16 protein-coding genes are annotated in these 15538 nt (G+C 45.8%); 5 read left to right on the top strand and 11 right to left on the bottom strand.

Features of this window, described 5'->3' with window-relative positions; all coding sequences use genetic code 11:
• Positions 1 to 138: 138 nt before the first annotated feature.
• From ACK28X_RS02880 to ACK28X_RS02850, 7 genes are all read right to left on the bottom strand, one after another.
• Positions 139 to 1566, bottom strand: coding sequence for a gamma-aminobutyraldehyde dehydrogenase (locus ACK28X_RS02880; RefSeq protein WP_412058158.1), 1428 nt, complete (start codon positions 1564 to 1566; stop codon positions 139 to 141).
• Positions 1567 to 1588: 22 nt separating this feature from the next.
• Entirely contained in the window at positions 1589 to 2398 is an 810-nt protein-coding gene (locus tag ACK28X_RS02875) for an ABC transporter permease (protein WP_412058157.1), read from the bottom strand.
• Positions 2388 to 3350, bottom strand: a complete 963-nt coding sequence (locus ACK28X_RS02870; RefSeq protein WP_412058156.1) for an ABC transporter permease — start codon at positions 3348 to 3350, stop codon at positions 2388 to 2390. Before ACK28X_RS02870 ends, ACK28X_RS02875 begins: the two co-directional genes overlap by 11 nt.
• Positions 3337 to 4443: an ABC transporter ATP-binding protein gene (locus tag ACK28X_RS02865; protein WP_412058275.1), complete on the bottom strand. Its 1107-nt coding sequence runs from the start codon at positions 4441 to 4443 to the stop codon at positions 3337 to 3339. Before ACK28X_RS02865 ends, ACK28X_RS02870 begins: the two co-directional genes overlap by 14 nt.
• A 176-nt stretch (positions 4444 to 4619) precedes the next feature.
• Positions 4620 to 5771, bottom strand: a complete 1152-nt coding sequence (locus ACK28X_RS02860; protein WP_412058155.1) for an ABC transporter substrate-binding protein — start codon at positions 5769 to 5771, stop codon at positions 4620 to 4622.
• 18 nt (positions 5772 to 5789) lie between these two features.
• Positions 5790 to 7358 carry an aminobutyraldehyde dehydrogenase gene (locus tag ACK28X_RS02855; protein ID WP_412058154.1) on the bottom strand — a complete coding sequence of 523 codons (1569 nt, stop codon included), beginning with the start codon at positions 7356 to 7358 and terminating at the stop codon, positions 5790 to 5792.
• 104 nt (positions 7359 to 7462) lie between these two features.
• The gene (locus ACK28X_RS02850) at positions 7463 to 8371 is read right to left on the bottom strand and encodes a LysR substrate-binding domain-containing protein (RefSeq protein ID WP_412058153.1); all 909 of its coding nucleotides are present in this window, start codon (positions 8369 to 8371) and stop codon (positions 7463 to 7465) included.
• Between the two features lie 203 nt (positions 8372 to 8574).
• Between ACK28X_RS02850 and ACK28X_RS02845 the strand changes: the two genes are divergently transcribed.
• Positions 8575 to 9357, top strand: a complete 783-nt coding sequence (locus ACK28X_RS02845) for a pyrroline-5-carboxylate reductase (protein ID WP_412058152.1) — start codon at positions 8575 to 8577, stop codon at positions 9355 to 9357.
• 24 nt (positions 9358 to 9381) lie between these two features.
• On the opposite strand, the gene rsmI is transcribed toward ACK28X_RS02845, so the two are convergent.
• The 4 genes from rsmI to ACK28X_RS02825 are packed head-to-tail and all read right to left on the bottom strand — an operon-like array spanning position 9382 to position 12264.
• Entirely contained in the window at positions 9382 to 10275 is an 894-nt protein-coding gene (gene rsmI / locus ACK28X_RS02840; RefSeq protein WP_412058151.1) for a 16S rRNA (cytidine(1402)-2'-O)-methyltransferase, read from the bottom strand.
• Complete coding sequence (pyrF, locus tag ACK28X_RS02835) at positions 10275 to 11012, bottom strand: orotidine-5'-phosphate decarboxylase (RefSeq protein ID WP_412058150.1); 738 nt, start codon at positions 11010 to 11012, stop codon at positions 10275 to 10277. Before pyrF ends, rsmI begins: the two co-directional genes overlap by 1 nt.
• Positions 11005 to 11136 carry a hypothetical protein gene (locus tag ACK28X_RS02830; protein WP_412058149.1) on the bottom strand — a complete coding sequence of 44 codons (132 nt, stop codon included), beginning with the start codon at positions 11134 to 11136 and terminating at the stop codon, positions 11005 to 11007. Before ACK28X_RS02830 ends, pyrF begins: the two co-directional genes overlap by 8 nt.
• Before the next feature lie 9 nt (positions 11137 to 11145).
• A complete protein-coding gene (locus tag ACK28X_RS02825; RefSeq protein ID WP_412058148.1) occupies positions 11146 to 12264 on the bottom strand; it encodes a P-loop NTPase in 1119 nt (372 codons plus the stop codon).
• A 256-nt stretch (positions 12265 to 12520) separates the two neighbouring features.
• On the opposite strand from ACK28X_RS02825, the gene rpmH reads away from it, so the two are divergent.
• From rpmH to yihA, 4 genes are read left to right on the top strand one after another with little or no spacing between them, the layout of a single operon-like run.
• Positions 12521 to 12655: a 50S ribosomal protein L34 gene (gene rpmH, locus ACK28X_RS02820; RefSeq protein ID WP_412058147.1), complete on the top strand. Its 135-nt coding sequence runs from the start codon at positions 12521 to 12523 to the stop codon at positions 12653 to 12655.
• A 39-nt stretch (positions 12656 to 12694) separates the two neighbouring features.
• Positions 12695 to 13066 (top strand): ribonuclease P protein component, encoded by a 372-nt coding sequence (rnpA, locus tag ACK28X_RS02815; RefSeq protein WP_412058146.1) that lies wholly within the window; start codon positions 12695 to 12697, stop codon positions 13064 to 13066.
• A gap of 15 nt (positions 13067 to 13081) precedes the next feature.
• A complete protein-coding gene (gene yidC / locus ACK28X_RS02810) occupies positions 13082 to 14890 on the top strand; it encodes a membrane protein insertase YidC (RefSeq protein WP_412058145.1) in 1809 nt (602 codons plus the stop codon).
• Positions 14890 to 15528 (top strand): ribosome biogenesis GTP-binding protein YihA/YsxC, encoded by a 639-nt coding sequence (gene yihA / locus ACK28X_RS02805; RefSeq protein WP_412058144.1) that lies wholly within the window; start codon positions 14890 to 14892, stop codon positions 15526 to 15528. The genes yidC and yihA overlap by 1 nt, the downstream gene beginning before the upstream one ends.
• Positions 15529 to 15538: the final 10 nt, after the last annotated feature.

Below are 15538 nucleotides of genomic sequence, written 5' to 3'. Positions count from 1 at the left end.
GGCTTTAATCAAAGCCCTTGTGGTGCTTCCCAATAAATTTTCTACCGCGATCCTTCATAATATTATAATGATACAATCACGGCCCCCGCTAAAAGACTATCCCTTCAGGCAAATATATAATGCCCATAAGAAAAAATTTTATTCATGTTTAAACATTACATGGCGCACAACAGTATAATCTTCCAGTCCATATATCGACATATCTTTGCCATAACCTGATTGTTTCATACCGCCATGAGGCATTTCGTTCACCAACATGAAATGGCTATTCACCCAAGTGCACCCAAACCGCAGCCGCGCTGCCAAACGATGAGCACGCCCTGTATCCCGCGTCCAAACCGAAGAGGCTAAACCATAAACACTATCATTTGCCAACGACAGTGCCTCTTCTTCACTATCAAAGGGCGTAAGGGATACAACAGGACCGAACACTTCTCGCGCCACAATTTCATCACTTTGCTGAGCATTTGCTAAAACCGTTGGCTTATAAAAATAACCAGAGCCTGCCAAAGGCTCGCCCCCCGTTAAACACTCTATATGGCGGCTGGCGCGCGCACGCTCTACAAATTGGCTCACCCGCTCATATTGCGCTTTGGTGATAAGAGGGCCCATTTCCACGCCATCTTCATGGGGCGTACCTAATTTTAAACCAGAAACAGCACTCGCTAACTCAGCAGCATATTTTTCATAGATGCCCTTTTGTACATAAAGCCTACAGGCTGCCGTACAATCCTGCCCAGCATTATAAAAACCAAAGTTTTTTATCCCCTCTACGGCCGCTGCAAAATCCACATCATCAAAAATCAACACAGGTGCTTTGCCCCCTAGTTCCATATGCGTGCGCTTCATGGTCTTTGCCGTACTTTCAACGATAGCTACCCCGGCCGCAAAAGAACCTGTGAGTGCTGCCATATCCACCGCTTCGTGAGCCACAAGCGTCGCCCCCACTGTTTTACCGCGACCATACACTACATTAACAACCCCTTTAGGAAAAATCTCACCCAACCACTCGCATAAAGCAAACAAGCTCAATGGTGTGTCTTCTGAAGGTTTAATGACCACGCAATTCCCAGCCGCCAAAGCCGGTGCTAACTTCCATGCCGCCATTTGTAGTGGGTAATTCCACGGTGCAATGGACGCCACCACTCCCACTGGATCACGGCGGATCATTGATGTATAACCCGCCATATATTCTCCCGCCGCTACCCCCGAAAGACAACGAGCCGCTCCCGCAAAAAAGCGAAATGTATCTACCACCCCGCCCAAATCATCATTAAGGGCACATTGATAGGGCTTGCCTGTATTTTCTGATTCAATCTGCGCTAAAGTGGCTGAATTTTCTTCAATCCTATCCGCAAGTTGCAACAACATCATAGAACGATCACGAGGCGTTGTGAGCGACCATTGTGGAAATGCTGTAGCAGCAGCGCGTACCGCTGCATCTACCTGTGCAATAGAGGCCTCACCAATAGCAGCAAGAGGAGCCCCGGTCGCTGGATTATAAGTTTGATAAATTTCACCCTCACCAGAAAATAATTGGCCATTAATCAATAAGTTATTTTGCATAGTCATCTCCCAGCTTAAACATTCATTTTCCGCCGCCTTCGACTGTATCCTTATTTGCGGTTAGATAAGTCGCCAAAAGAATAGGCAAGGTCGTAAGGAGCATCACCATAATTGCTACTACATTAGTAATTGGAACATCGCGCGGGCGATTTAATTGGTTCAGAAGCCAAATCGGCAAAGTTCGCTCATGCCCAGCGGTGAAGGTTGTCACAATAATCTCATCAAACGATAAAGCAAACGCTAACATACCGCCCGCCAAAAGCGCTGTGCTTAGATTTGGTAAAATAATATAGCGAAAAGTTTGCAAACCCGTGGCACCAAGATCAAAAGATGCCTCTATCTGACTTGCTGACATACGGCGAAAACGAGCAATAACATTGTTGTAAACAATCACTATACAAAAGGTCGCGTGGCCTATTACAATCGTAAGTAGACCTGGCTCCACGTGGAAGGCGCGAAACGCCGATAATAACGCCACTCCCGTGACGATGCCCGGTAAAGCAATAGGTAAAACAAACAGCATGGATAAGCTATCCTTACCGAAAAAGCGGCCTTTATAAAGCGCGGCCGCCGCTAAGCTTCCCAAAATTAGCGCAATGAATGTGGCAAAAAATGCCACTTCTAATGAAAGAAAAATTGCATCCCAAATATCTTGTCGCGCAAATGCTAAGCCAAACCAGCGCAACGTAAACCCCTTGGGCGGAAAGCTAAAAGCCGTGTCTTCCGTGTTAAAAGCATAAAGAAAAATAATCCACAATGGAAAATGCAGAAAAACAAGCCCTGCCCACGCCATGATTTTTAGACCCCAAGGAGCTTTTTCTTTATAATGCATGGAAAGCCCCCAATCGTTTTACCAGAGCCAAATAAAGCATAATCAGCACAATAGGCACAAGGGTGAAGGCCGCTGCCATAGGTATGTTGCCAATGGTTCCTTGCAAGCTGTAAACCATGCCGCCAATATAATAACCAGGGGGACCCACTAGTTGCGGCACAATATAATCACCCAGCGTAAGAGAAAAAGTAAAAATAGATCCCGCCGCAATGCCGGGTATAGTAAGCGGCAAAATGACATGCCATAGTGTTTGGCGCGATGAAGCGCCAAGGTCAGACGACGCTTCCAAGACCGAACGTGGTACGCGCTCAATCGCTGCCTGAATAGGTAAGATCATAAAGGGAAGCCAGATATAGGTAAAAACTAAAAAACGCCCTAAATTCGCTGTTGATAAAGTGCTACCACCAATTGCTGGTAAAGACAAAAGCCCCTGTAAAATGCCCCCTAAACCTAAATGCTCTAAAAACCACTGGGCAACCCCCCCTTTGGCTAAAAGTAAAGTCCAAGCATAAGCTTTTACGATATAGCTCGCCCACATAGGCATAACCACCAAAATATAGAAAAATGCCTTTGCACCACCTTTCGTATAACGAGCCATATAATAAGCAATAGGAAAGGCGATAAGCGCACTAAAGATGGAAACTGCAATCGCCATGCCTAAGGTACGCAAGATAATATCAAGATTAGAGGCTGAAACCAGAGCGCGAATATTATCCAATGTAAAATCGGGCGCTACCGTCATAGTGAAATCATCAAATGAATAAAAAGCTTGAACCAATAAAGAAATAAGAGATCCAATATAAATAACAAAAAACCACAATAGCGGTGGAGCCAGTAATAAAATTAGATATATCCCCTTATGGTGGTAAAAATACCGCCCCATCCTTTGAGAAAGGCTAAGAGACTTAGTATCTATAGGGGAGGTTTGCAAAGAAAAATTAGTGCGATCCATCTGCAGCTCCCTGCGCCTTTATACTTTGCATAACTTTTCTTGAAAAACCGCAAGATTCTTCCGATACTGTACCCTCTAAGGCCACCATAGCAACGCGTGGCCATACAAAGGTAACCATTTCTCCTACTTGCAGACTTGAGGAATCAACTGTATTAGCAAGGGATGCCACCAAAGAGGCACCGTCAGGAGTCGCCATTTCGCAACGTGTTGTGGCTCCGTGATAATGGGCACCCAACAACCGCCCCTCTAAGGATAAAAAATCGTCTGATATAGCCTCCCCTTTGGCCTTTAGGTGAATGAATTCAGGGCGTAAAGAAAGCAAGCTAGGCATAAGCCCAAGCCTTTGAGCTAAAGCAGGTTTAATAATATTGGCGCCCCCCACAAATTCTGCTACAAAAGCGGTTTTTGGCCTTTGGTAAAGCTCTTGTGGGCTTGCCACCTGTTCAATCCGACCACGGTTAAAAACCGCTACTCGATCAGACATCGACAGAGCTTCTGTTTGGTCATGGGTAACAAAAATAAAACTGATTTTAAGCTGGCGTTGCAGATTTTTAAGTTCTACCTGCATTTGCTCACGCAATTTAAGATCCAAAGCACCTAACGGTTCATCAAGAAGCAAAATCGGCGGTCGTGTTACTAATGCGCGAGCCAAAGCCACACGCTGCCTTTGCCCTCCTGACAGTTGGCTAGGCCGGCGCCCGCCAAAGCCAGGCAAGGCGACAAGTTCTAATGCCTCTTCCGCGCGCTTATAACGCTCTTTTTTACCAACCCCGCGCACCATCAGTCCATAAGCCACATTGTCAAGCAAATTCATATGCGGAAACAGCGCATAATCTTGAAACACCGTATTCACCCGCCGCGCATAAGGCGGTAAATGAGCGGCCTTTTCCCCCAAAATCTGTATTTCACCTCCCGTCGGCCGTTCAAACCCCGCAATCAAACGCAAACACGTCGTCTTGCCTGAACCAGAAGGCCCTAGCATGGAAAAAAACTCCCCATCACCAATAGTCATCGATACACGGTCCACCGCGCAAACATCGCCATAATGCCGCGATACATTAAGAAATTGTATCGCACAACTTTCGTCTTGCATTTGCCGTTCAAGGGGCTGAGTGTCCGCTACCCCTGCATGCGAGGGTAGCGTCTTGGCTTGTAAAGGCGAAGTCATATCTATTCCCTCTATCATTGCCTGTGCCATGTTTTCTCCTTTTTAAATAGGCTTGCAACGCACGCCCATAAAAAACAACCAAACGGAGTTATAAAGCGCAGTTACCGCCCGCCCATAATCGCAATGAAATCTTGAGTCCAACGGCTATAGGGAACATATTTACCACCTTCTGATTGGGGGGTGCGCCAAAACCAAATTTTATCAAAATCATTAAGACCGTTATTTTTGCAGCCATCTGGACCCAAAAGTGGACTACCCTTACACGCGGCCAATACTACTGGTACTGAACCAAACCACGAAGCTACAGCTGCCTGCACCTTTGGGGTTAGAGACCAATTCATCCATTTGTAAGCGCAATTAGGGTGTTTAGAGCGGGCGTTCATCATAGTCGTATCTGACCAACCCGTCACCCCCTCTTGCGGAATAGTCGTAGCTACAGGCTGTTTATCAGCCTTCAAACCGTTAGCCGTATAAGGCCAAGCACTAGCAGCTACCACACCTTCATTTTTAAAATCACTCATCTGAACGGTAGTGTCATGCCAATAACGGTGGATCAATGGATGTTGGGCGCGTAAAATTTTAAGCACTGCCGCATATTGTGTTTCTGTTAACTGGTAAGGATCTGTTATTTTTAAAGAAGGATCAATAAATTTGAGATAAAGCGCGGCGTCGGCCACATAAATGGGACCGTCATAGCCTTGTACCCGCCCTTTATTTGACTTTCCATCAGGTAAAATTTGCTCTTTAAAAATTACATCCCAGCTTTTGGGCGGCGTCTTAAAAACATTCTTGTTGTATAATAAAGGATTAGGTCCCCATTGATAGGGCGTTCCATAAGCCTGACCCTTAACCACATACCAAGGCGCATCAATGAACCGCTTATCAATAGTTGACCAATTACTAAGAAGCTTAGTATTAATGGGTTGAACGTATTTACCATAAATCAACCGTAAAGAAGCATCACCCGAAGCGGTAACGAGATCATAATCACCCCGTGCCATAAGACTTACCATTTCATCTGAAGTTGCGACTGTCTTTAGATTGACTATACAGCCCGTCTCTTTTTCAAATTCGCTAACCCAATCATAAGCTGGGTCGCTATCACCTCGTTCAATATAACCAGGCCACGCTACAATAGACAAAGCCCCTTCACCCGCGCCAATTTTATTTTTGAGTTCAGCTTGTGCAGCCGTACTCGCCAAAGGCGCTACCAACAAAGCGACGCTGCTTACAATAGAAATATAAGTACGCATTCTTTCCTCCTTATCTTCTTAACATTCATGCCGCGCCATAATATGACGCGCCACACTATACTCACGAAGTGCTTCTAATGATAAATCTTTACCATAACCAGACATACGTAAACCACCATGAGGCATTTCGCTTACTAATGTAAAATGCGTATTGATCCATGTAGTCCCATAATCAAGGTGCCGCGCAATATACATCGCGCGGTTTACATCACGGCTCCACACGGAAGAAGCCAGCCCGTAAATTGAAGCATTAGCGAGCCCAATCGCCTCTTCATCGTTTTCAAACGAGCTAACGGTAACCACAGGACCAAAAATTTCTCTTTGCACAACCTCATCGTCGGGGTGGCAATGAGCCAAAAAAGTAGGTGGATGAAAAAAGCCTTTTCGTGGCACGTGTAAATCTGCCGTTAAATTTTCTATATGGGGCAAACTAGTAGCACGGGCTACAAAAGCAGCAACACGATCGCGCTGACGCGCATTAATTAGCGGGCCAATATCATTAAGATCATCATCCATCTCACCATAACGCATAGCGGCCGCATAGTGGGCAAAAGCAGCAACAAATTCTTTGTAAATAGATTTTTGTACGTAAAGTCGACAAGCAATAGTACAATCTTGGCCAGCATTATAATAACCATGAAAACAAATCTTTTGCGCCGTGCCCTCTACATCAACATCATCACAAACGATTACCGCCGCTTTACCGCCCAACTCTAAATGGGTGTATTTTAAACTATGAGCAGCATAACCCAAAACTTTTTGCCCTGTGCTAATATCGCCTGTTAAAGATACCATAGCCACCGCTTTATGCTGAGCAAGCTTTGCTCCCGCCATTTCCCCACCAACGATAAGGGTGAAAACAGAATCGGGAAGGATTTCCGCCAATTTAGGAGCCAAGAATAGCATAGAGAGCGGGGTCAGCTCCGAAGGTTTAAAGACCACCACATTGCCCGCTGCCAAAGCAGGCGCTATTTTCCAAGCCGCTAACAAAAGCGGGTAGTTCCAAGGGGCAATAGCTGCCACTACCCCGCGAGGGATACGCGTTTGCCAGCTCGTATGGCCTGACACATAGGCCGCCGCAGCCACCCCATTTTGGCAACGCACTGCGCCAGCAAAAAAACGAAAAACATCTGCAGCGGCGGGAAGTTCATCCTGAAAGCACTGCTTATAAGGCTTTCCACAGTTGAGCGCCTCAAGCGCTGCTAATATTGCGGCATGGTGATCAATCACATCTGCGATGGCTAAGAGATAAGCAGCACGCTTTTGGGGAGATACATTACGCCAAGTCTTATAAGCAGCGGCGGCTCTTAATACTGACTCATCAATTTGTTGAAAAGACGCTTCAGATAAAAGGCAGAGCAGCGTTTCGTCTTTGGGATTAATAAGAGCAATTTCTGGATCGCCGCCGCTAGTCTTTTGCGCTAGTTCAGCTGTTGCACTTACGCCATCTGCCTGATGAAAGTCATTGGATAAATGGTGGGGTTGCAAATATAGAGGAGATGCAAAACGCGGCGCAACGCCAATCTTTTGAATAAACGCCTCTACCTCTAAAGCAAGTTCCGCCCCGTAGGGCACCTTTTTTCCCATAGGCTACGCCTCCCAACGCATAACTTAGCCTTTTTTACCTTAAGCCCATTCCACGCCTTTTTCCATTCCGAAAAATAATAATAGCATTCGTTTTTATCGAATGATTAAATATGGCGTTGTTCATTCATCCTATTGCGAGCAATATTAATAAATGCCTCAAGAAGCGGGTTAGGTGGTGAGCCACGCCGCCACGCAAAGCCGATATCTAAGGGTTCAGTCGAATCAGCAATAGGGCGTGCTTCAATAATATCGCCTTCTAAAGACCAAGGCCGATACGTCATATCTGGCTGGATACTCAGCCCAGCACCTGTAGCAACAAGGCTGCGCACTGCTTCGACAGAAGCAGTGCGCAAAGTTACCTTGGGAACCAACCGGGCGCGTGTCCAAATTTTTCGGGTAAAATCCTGCATTTCATCCGCTTCCAACTCAATCATATCTTCAGCGACAATATCGCTTAAGGAAATGCTAGGCTTTTCCAACAAAGGATGAAGCGCTGGCAACCAAAGGCGGTGTGGCGAATGGGTGAGTGTTTCGGTATGCACGGCCCAACGATCTACTAAATTAGAAATGATCATCACTCCTACATCCACCTCGCCATTGATCAATAAATGCTCTAAAAAAATCCGCTCATCTTCTATCACTTTTATAGCAACATCGGGGTGAACTTGGCGAAAACGCAACATCAAATCAGCTAGGTAATAACCGGCAACAAGGCTTGTTACCCCTAAGGTCAATGTGCCCTGCAATTGTCGTGAAGCTGGGTGTAGACTTAATTTGGCATTTTCAATGGTAGAGAGAATAATATGGCTTTGTCGCAAAAATTGATTACCATGATAGGTCAGTTTCATCCCCCGCGCGTGACGTTCGAAAAGGCATACACCTAGCTCATCTTCTAATTGCTGAATAGCGTTAGTAAGACTTGATTGCGAGATCAAAATTGTTTGCGCGGCTAGAGCGATAGACCCGCTTTCTGCCACAGCAATAAAATAGCGAATTTGCCGCAACGTCATCATGAGTCTTCCCCTTGCCTCCTGTTTAATAGCTTCGCTATCCGTGCTCACAGCCCTTAGTGATGACAGAGGGGCGAAAAACACGCAATCAAAAAATCTTCGCCGCTATATAGCTAAGCGGTTTTAATGTGCTTTATTTTTCTTCCTTGTAAAGCTATGACTTTCCACAAACCCGCCCCACTTTTACATAACAAACAGGAGCAAGAATGAGACTTGGATTTTTAGGCACTGGCACCATTGCGCGCGCCATGATTGATGGCATTATAAAAGCCAAGCTTCCGATAAAAAAAATCACCGTATCGCCTCGTAATGAAGCGATTGCCCATGCGCTAAAGGCGGCCTATGAAACTGTGGCTGTCGCTTCAGACAATCAAGAAGTTGTAGATGCATCCGATATTGTATTCATCTGCTTGCGAAGTCAAATTGCCCCTGAAATTATGCAGGCTATGGAATGGCGTAGAGAACAAATCATTGTTTCTTTTTTAGCTATGGCTAACCGCAATGATCTTGAAGCTTGGTCTGGACAAACCGTTTATCGCGCTGTTCCCCTGCCCTTCGTTGCAAATGGTGAGCACCCAACTCCGCTCTATCCACCACACCCTCAATTAGAAACCATTTTTAATGCTTTAGGCGGCACAATTTTATTGGATAATGAAGCGCAATTTTCTCCTTTTATGGCCGCCGGCTCCCTGATGGGACTTTATTTTCGCATCCTCCGCTGTGCTCAAGATTGGTTAGTTGAGCAAGGCTTATCAACAGCTTTATCAGGACATTTTTTAGCACAAATGTTTTTAAATTTAAGTCATGAAATGCAAAAGAAAAAACCCGCGAGTTTGATAAAACCGGTAGACTTTCTAGCCCTCGAACGCGAATTTTCTACCAAAGGCGGCACCAATGAATTCATCGCCGAAAAATTCATTGAAGAGGGCGGGGGCAAAGCCATGCGCCACGCCTTTGACCAAGCCCTTTTGAAAATCAATGGCCACTAACCATGCCCCCCCCCAGCAAAAGAGTTAAACCTTTGAATTGGCTTTTAAGGTAAGAAGACGTTGGAAGAGCTCTTTTCGGTGCAGACCTGTGATTTTTGCCGCCTGCGCTGCGGCTTGCGCTGGCTTATATTGCTCCAGAAGTGTTTTTAAGAGCCTATCAATGGCTATCTCATCAACTATTTCTACCTCAGGTGAGGCACCAATTACCAAAACGATTTCGCCGCGAATACGTGCTTTTTCACTATAAATTTCAGCTAAATCCTTAAGGGCCATTTGGTCCACAGTCTCAAAGCGCTTTGTCAATTCACGGCAAAGTGCAACCTTACACTCAGGGCCAAAAATATCAAGCAAATCACGTAAGGTTTCTTGAACCCGATGCGGCGCTTCATATAGGATAATTGTAGTCTTTAATCGCCTTAGCTCCTCAAGGCGCGCGCGGCGTGCTATAGCTTTTGGGCTCAAAAACCCCGCAAAGAAAAACCCATTACTAGGCACACCGCTACTCGTCAAAGCCGCAAGCAAAGCTGAAGCCCCCGGAATGGGAATAATTTTAACGCCTGCTTGTCGCGCTTCTTCCACAAGCTTAAAACCCGGATCGGAGATAAGCGGCGTTCCTGCATCGCTAACCAAAGCCACCGCTCGCCCGTCATGAAGCATTGAAAGGATTTTAGATCCGCTAGTTTTGGCGTTATATTCATGGTAAGCTAGCATTTTTTGGCGAATACCATAGCGAGCAAGCAAAACGCTTGTCACCCTTTTATCTTCACAAGCCAAAAAATCGACCCCCGCCAAAACCGCCAAAGCGCGCAAAGAAATATCTAACAAATTACCAATAGGCGTTGAAACAAGATAAAGCCCAGCTTCAAGTGCAGGCGCGTGATACGTATATTGATCAATCGTATAGCTCTTGTTATCCATTAAAAAGGAGATCCTACCACCATATCAGCCAAAACCGCGCGCAATGCCGCCCTTGGATCTTCAGCCTTAATAATGGGACGACTCATGACCAAATGGGTGGCTCCGTTATTCAGAGCACAACGGGGGGTAGCAACGCGCTTTTGATCATCAATCGCGCTACCCGCGAGGCGTATGCCTGGAGTGACCAAAGCCATAGAAGCAGGCAATTTATCACGCAATTGTTTTGTCTCTAAAGCAGAAGCAACAATGCCGCCCATGCCCACCAATTTAGCTTGAGTGGCACGCTGTAAAACAAGATCTTCCACTGATTGATGATAGCCCACCGCGCTAAGGTCAACATCATCCATCGCCGTTAGAACCGTTACCGCCAATAAACAAAGCTCACTCCCCTTAGCGGCTTCTGTCGCTGCCAACATAGCATTGGGATAAGCATGAATAGTTGTCATATGGATGCCCATTTTAACGATATTCTCAACCGCGTGGCTAATGGTGTTTTCAATATCCAGAAGCTTCATATCTAAAAACACTTTTTTACCGCCTTGAATCAATTCAGCAGCAAAACCAAGCCCGCCCGAAAAAGCTAGTTGATAGCCAATTTTATAAAACACTCCATCCTCGCCCAATGTCAAGACAAGCTTTTCAGCCATTGTTACATTAGATACATCTAAACCGATAATCAAACGCTCACGCGCCGCTTGCGCATTTTGCGCAAGCCCATGTACTAGAGAGTTATGCATCAAAGCCGCACTCCAATTTTTTCTCAAGCTCTACCAAATCCGCAGAAAGAGACATCCCTTCTAGCTTATTTACAATTTCCTCAAATAAAACAGCACTTTCCGCTTTCAAATCTTCAAACGCCATCCCAATCTCCTATAAGTTTAAAACCACAGCCAATTGCTCAGCAATATGAGCATAAAGCTGTGCTTGAAAGCTGTGCGACTCTCTTAAAATAAGAGGTGTTCCCAAATCAGCCCCTTCTCGCAACGCTGGATCAAGCGGCACCGCGCCCAAAAAAGGAATAGAGTGAGTTTGTGCGGCTGTTTCTGCACCTCCTGCCCCAAAAATATCATAGCGCTTGCCTGTATCAGGCGCAATAAAATAGCTCATATTCTCAATCAGACCCAAAAGCGGCACCCCCATCTTACCAAACATAGCAACCGCTTTAAAAGCATCCACCAAAGCAAGATCTTGTGGGGTAGAAACAATGATCGCCCCTGATAAAGGTACCTTTTGTACAAGGCTTAACTGAGCATCACCGGTTCCTGGCGGCATGTCTACTATTAAAATATCCAAGGGTGCCCATTGGACGCCATGCAATAATTGGCCAATCGCGCCCATCACCATTGGCCCCCGCCAAATGATAGGCTCCTTTTCCTCAACCAAAAAACCCATTGACATTAGCTTTAGGCCAAAAGCCTCTAATGGATTAAAGCGCTCATCTTTCCTTAAATAAGGCTTCTTGTCTACAAGTCCGCATAGACGCGGCAAAGAAGGGCCGTAAATATCTGCATCCATCAATCCCACCGCCAAGCCACGAGCCTTCAGAGCCAGCGCTACATTTAGCGCCATAGTGGACTTCCCCACCCCGCCTTTACCCGAAGCAATAGCAATAATATGTTTGACGCCCGCAAGGGAAGCTTTAGTAGGTGCACGCTTTTTGTGGCCCAAAACTTTTTCCTCTTTCGTAGCGATTGAAGCCCCAATGGGTCGCTCAGCAGTCAAGCTCACCATCACGGCCTGAACGCCGGGCAAATCCATCACAATATTATGAGCGGCAAGGCGTAGCTCTTCATAAACAGAATGTTGGGATAGATCCTTGTCCGGCCCCCCCATAATGATAGAGAAAAAGACCTTTCCATTGGCAATGAAAATTTCAGAAACAAGACCAGCTGAAACAATATCATTGGGCTGGTCACAACCTTCAACTACATCAGGTGCCTTGAGAGTCCGTAGGGCGGCCAAAACCGCATCGCGATAAATAGCGGACACAGGGTTTCCTTTCATTGACTTTTCTTTTTTATCTAAAGAGAAACACACCTAGCGTCAACAACCGCCGCACAAGAATGTTAAACTGTAAATCCTAAGTTTAGCAAACCTTGACTCTAGCAGGCATTGGCCTTATAAAATCGCAACCCGTGAGAGCGGGCTTGTTCCAATCTTTACGAGCATCGCACGCAAGCCTTTTAAGGAAATTGTCTTGATGCTCTAGAACCAAGAAGGGCCGCACGCCGCGGTATTAAAATAAATGAAACGTACTTACCAACCCTCCAAACTTGTGCGCAAACGCCGCCATGGCTTTCGCGCCCGTATGGCAACCCCAGGTGGCCGCCAAGTTTTAAGAGCCCGCCGGGCGCGCGGACGCAAGCGTCTATCCGCATAATTTGCGCACCCTTACTGCTAAACGCATGGAATCATTTTAATGGGCGACAAGAAACGTTTTCGCTTGCGTAAGCGCGCTGAGTTTTTGGCTGTGCGTAAGGGAGAACAACGACGGGGGCCGTTTTTCCTTCTTGAAGCACGCAAGCAAGAAATAAACGCCGAAGATAATGAGGCTTATTCTTTGCGCCCTGCTCGTTTTGGCTTTACAGTCACAAGAAAAAACGGCAATGCTGTGATCCGTAATCGCATAAAAAGGCGGTTGCGGGAAGCAGTGCGACATGCATTTTTTGATCAAAAAGCCGCATCAGCACCCCAAGCCACAGATTATGTGATTGTGGCTCGTAAAAGCACATTAAACGCACCTTTTGCAGACTTAATAAAAGAATTAGAACGCCGCATCCGCTCGCAATAACGAGGATTGAGATACATGGAATATAATCGCAATTTTTTTATCGCCATAGGACTTTCCTTTGCTATTATGATCGGTTGGGAATTCTTTATTATCAAGCCTAAATTAGCAGAACAACAAAAAGTACAGCAAACCGTAGAAAAGGCTACAAATACGCCCTCCCATGCCATTCCCTCCACTGCTGCCGTGCCCCAAACAAGCGCTCTCACAACCTCACAATCACGTAAAGAGCTCATCGCCAGCACCCCGCGGATAACGATCAATACACCCGAACTCAGTGGATCCATCAATTTAGTAGGTGGTCAGTTTGATGATTTACGTTTAAAAAAATACCATGAAACCGTTGACCAAAGTTCTCCTGAAATTGCTCTCCTCAATCCCAACGGAACCCAATCCACCTATTTAGCAGAATTTGGCTTTACGGGCCAAGATCTACCTGCTGACCAATTGCCGCAATACAATACACGTTGGGAGGTAAAAGGTGAAAATACAGTCCTAACGCCGCAAGCCCCCGTGATGTTAGTATATGACAATGGCCGCGGCCAAATTTTCCAAAGAAAAATCGCGGTAGATGAACATTATATGTTCACTATCACCGACAGTGTGACCAATACCAGCACAAAACCTATAGAGCTTGTTTCCTACGCCCGCGTAGCGCGTGCTGCCCCGCCTGACCACACGAATGCAACCTATTTATTGCACGAAGGTATGATTGGGGTGGCCGGAAACACGCTTGAAACGGAAAAATATACTGAATTAAAGAAACTTGACCCCAACTCCACCACAGGGCAAAAGGAAATAGTATTTGAAAACAATGAAGGCGGCTTTATTGGGATTACCGATAAATATTGGGCGGTAGCAGCTATCCCCCCTCAAACAGAGCAATATACAAGCCGTTTTGTCTATTTTGATACCCTAAACACCCATTATCAATCCGACTTGCGTTCCAAGCCCTATGCGATTGCTCCAGGCCAAACGACAACCATCACTAACCGCCTTTTTGCAGGCGCCAAGCAGGTAGAAGTTATCAACGCCTATCAAAAATCCCTTGGGATCAACAAATTTGAACTTTTGATTGATTGGGGCTGGTTTAACTTTATCACTAAACCTATGTTTGCACTAATAGATGGCCTATATAAATTCACGGGCAATTTTGGGGTAGCAATCTTATTAGTTACAGTCATTTTAAAAGCTGTACTCTTTCCCCTGGCCAACAAATCCTATAAATCTATGGCTCGTATGCGCATGCTACAGCCCGCTATTACTGAAATTCGCGAAAAACACAAAGATGACCGCGTAAAATTGCAACAAGCGACTGCCGAACTTTATAAACGCGAAAAAATTAACCCGCTTGCGGGATGTTGGCCACTTTTAGTACAATTTCCTATTTTCTTCGCCCTTTATAAGGTGCTCTATATCACTATTGAGATGCGGCACGCACCATTCTTTGGTTGGATTCACGACCTTGCAGCCCCAGACCCCACCTCTATTGCTAATCTTTTTGGCTTGCTTCCCTATACGCCGCCCGCCTTTTTGATGATTGGAGCTTGGCCTATCTTGATGGGGATCACCATGTTTTTGCAAATGCGCATGCAACCAGCTCCCGCCGATTCCACACAGGCGATGATTTTTACTTGGATGCCAATTATTTTTACCTACACAATGGCTGCATTCCCTGCAGGGCTTGTTATTTATTGGGCGTGGAATAACTCACTTTCTATTATTCAACAAAGCATTATTATGAAACGCGCTGGAGCAAAGGTCGAATTATGGGATAATCTCAAAGGGCTTTTCCGCAAAAAGCCTAAAGAAGAGGCGTCCGAATAGTGTCATCTTCCCCTCTTTATAAATTTCCTAAGCCTTGGGTGTTTATCCGCTCTGTACCAAGTATGAAATTTCTACCACCTGAAGGACCCAGCGAAATTGCTTTCGCTGGGCGTTCAAATGTAGGAAAATCTTCACTTATCAATGCTCTCGTTGGGCATAAAGGCTTAGCGCGCACTTCCAATACGCCAGGTCGCACCCAAGAACTCAATTATTTTGTTCCAGCCGGCTATAGCGGTATGGGCGATGATTTGCCCCCCTTTGCCTTAGTGGATATGCCGGGCTATGGCTATGCCCAAGCTCCCAAGCAGCAAGTTGTTGCTTGGACCGAACTAGTCTTTACCTATTTGCGCGGCCGGACCACCTTAAAAAGAGTTTATGTTTTGATCGATTCCCGCCATGGCATCAAAAAAAACGATGTTGAAATTTTGGATTTACTAGATAAAGCCGCTGTCTCTTATCAAATCGTTCTTACAAAAGCTGATAAGATCGGTGCCACACCCTTGATTAATTTACAAACGGCAACCAAAGCAGCCATTGCTAAGCGTCCTGCCGCTTATCCTGCTTTGCTCACCACATCTTCCCATGAAGAAATAGGCATTGAAGCTTTACAAACTGCCATCCTTGAAGCCGTCAACTAAAGGATGATAC

This window comes from Bartonella sp. DGB2, assembly GCF_046843095.1.
GTDB lineage: Bacteria > Pseudomonadota > Alphaproteobacteria > Rhizobiales > Rhizobiaceae > Bartonella.
Note: the sequence above shows the minus strand (reverse complement) of the source record. Positions and strands in the feature narration are given on the sequence as shown.

Excerpts from the sequence above, each read along its gene's own strand:
- ACK28X_RS02880 (WP_412058158.1), bottom strand. The coding sequence starts at position 1,566 with ATGCAAAATAACTTATTGATTAATGGCCAATTATTTTCTGGTGAGGGT.
- ACK28X_RS02875 (WP_412058157.1), bottom strand. The coding sequence starts at position 2,398 with ATGCATTATAAAGAAAAAGCTCCTTGGGGTCTAAAAATCATGGCGTGG.
- ACK28X_RS02870 (WP_412058156.1), bottom strand. The coding sequence starts at position 3,350 with ATGGATCGCACTAATTTTTCTTTGCAAACCTCCCCTATAGATACTAAG.
- ACK28X_RS02865 (WP_412058275.1), bottom strand. The coding sequence starts at position 4,443 with ATGCAAGACGAAAGTTGTGCGATACAATTTCTTAATGTATCGCGGCAT.
- ACK28X_RS02860 (WP_412058155.1), bottom strand. The coding sequence starts at position 5,771 with ATGCGTACTTATATTTCTATTGTAAGCAGCGTCGCTTTGTTGGTAGCG.
- ACK28X_RS02855 (WP_412058154.1), bottom strand. The coding sequence starts at position 7,358 with ATGGGAAAAAAGGTGCCCTACGGGGCGGAACTTGCTTTAGAGGTAGAG.
- ACK28X_RS02850 (WP_412058153.1), bottom strand. The coding sequence starts at position 8,371 with ATGATGACGTTGCGGCAAATTCGCTATTTTATTGCTGTGGCAGAAAGC.
- ACK28X_RS02845 (WP_412058152.1), top strand. The coding sequence starts at position 8,575 with ATGAGACTTGGATTTTTAGGCACTGGCACCATTGCGCGCGCCATGATT.
- rsmI (WP_412058151.1), bottom strand. The coding sequence starts at position 10,275 with ATGGATAACAAGAGCTATACGATTGATCAATATACGTATCACGCGCCT.
- pyrF (WP_412058150.1), bottom strand. The coding sequence starts at position 11,012 with ATGCATAACTCTCTAGTACATGGGCTTGCGCAAAATGCGCAAGCGGCG.
- ACK28X_RS02830 (WP_412058149.1), bottom strand. The coding sequence starts at position 11,136 with ATGGCGTTTGAAGATTTGAAAGCGGAAAGTGCTGTTTTATTTGAGGAA.
- rpmH (WP_412058147.1), top strand. The coding sequence starts at position 12,521 with ATGAAACGTACTTACCAACCCTCCAAACTTGTGCGCAAACGCCGCCAT.
- rnpA (WP_412058146.1), top strand. The coding sequence starts at position 12,695 with ATGGGCGACAAGAAACGTTTTCGCTTGCGTAAGCGCGCTGAGTTTTTG.
- yidC (WP_412058145.1), top strand. The coding sequence starts at position 13,082 with ATGGAATATAATCGCAATTTTTTTATCGCCATAGGACTTTCCTTTGCT.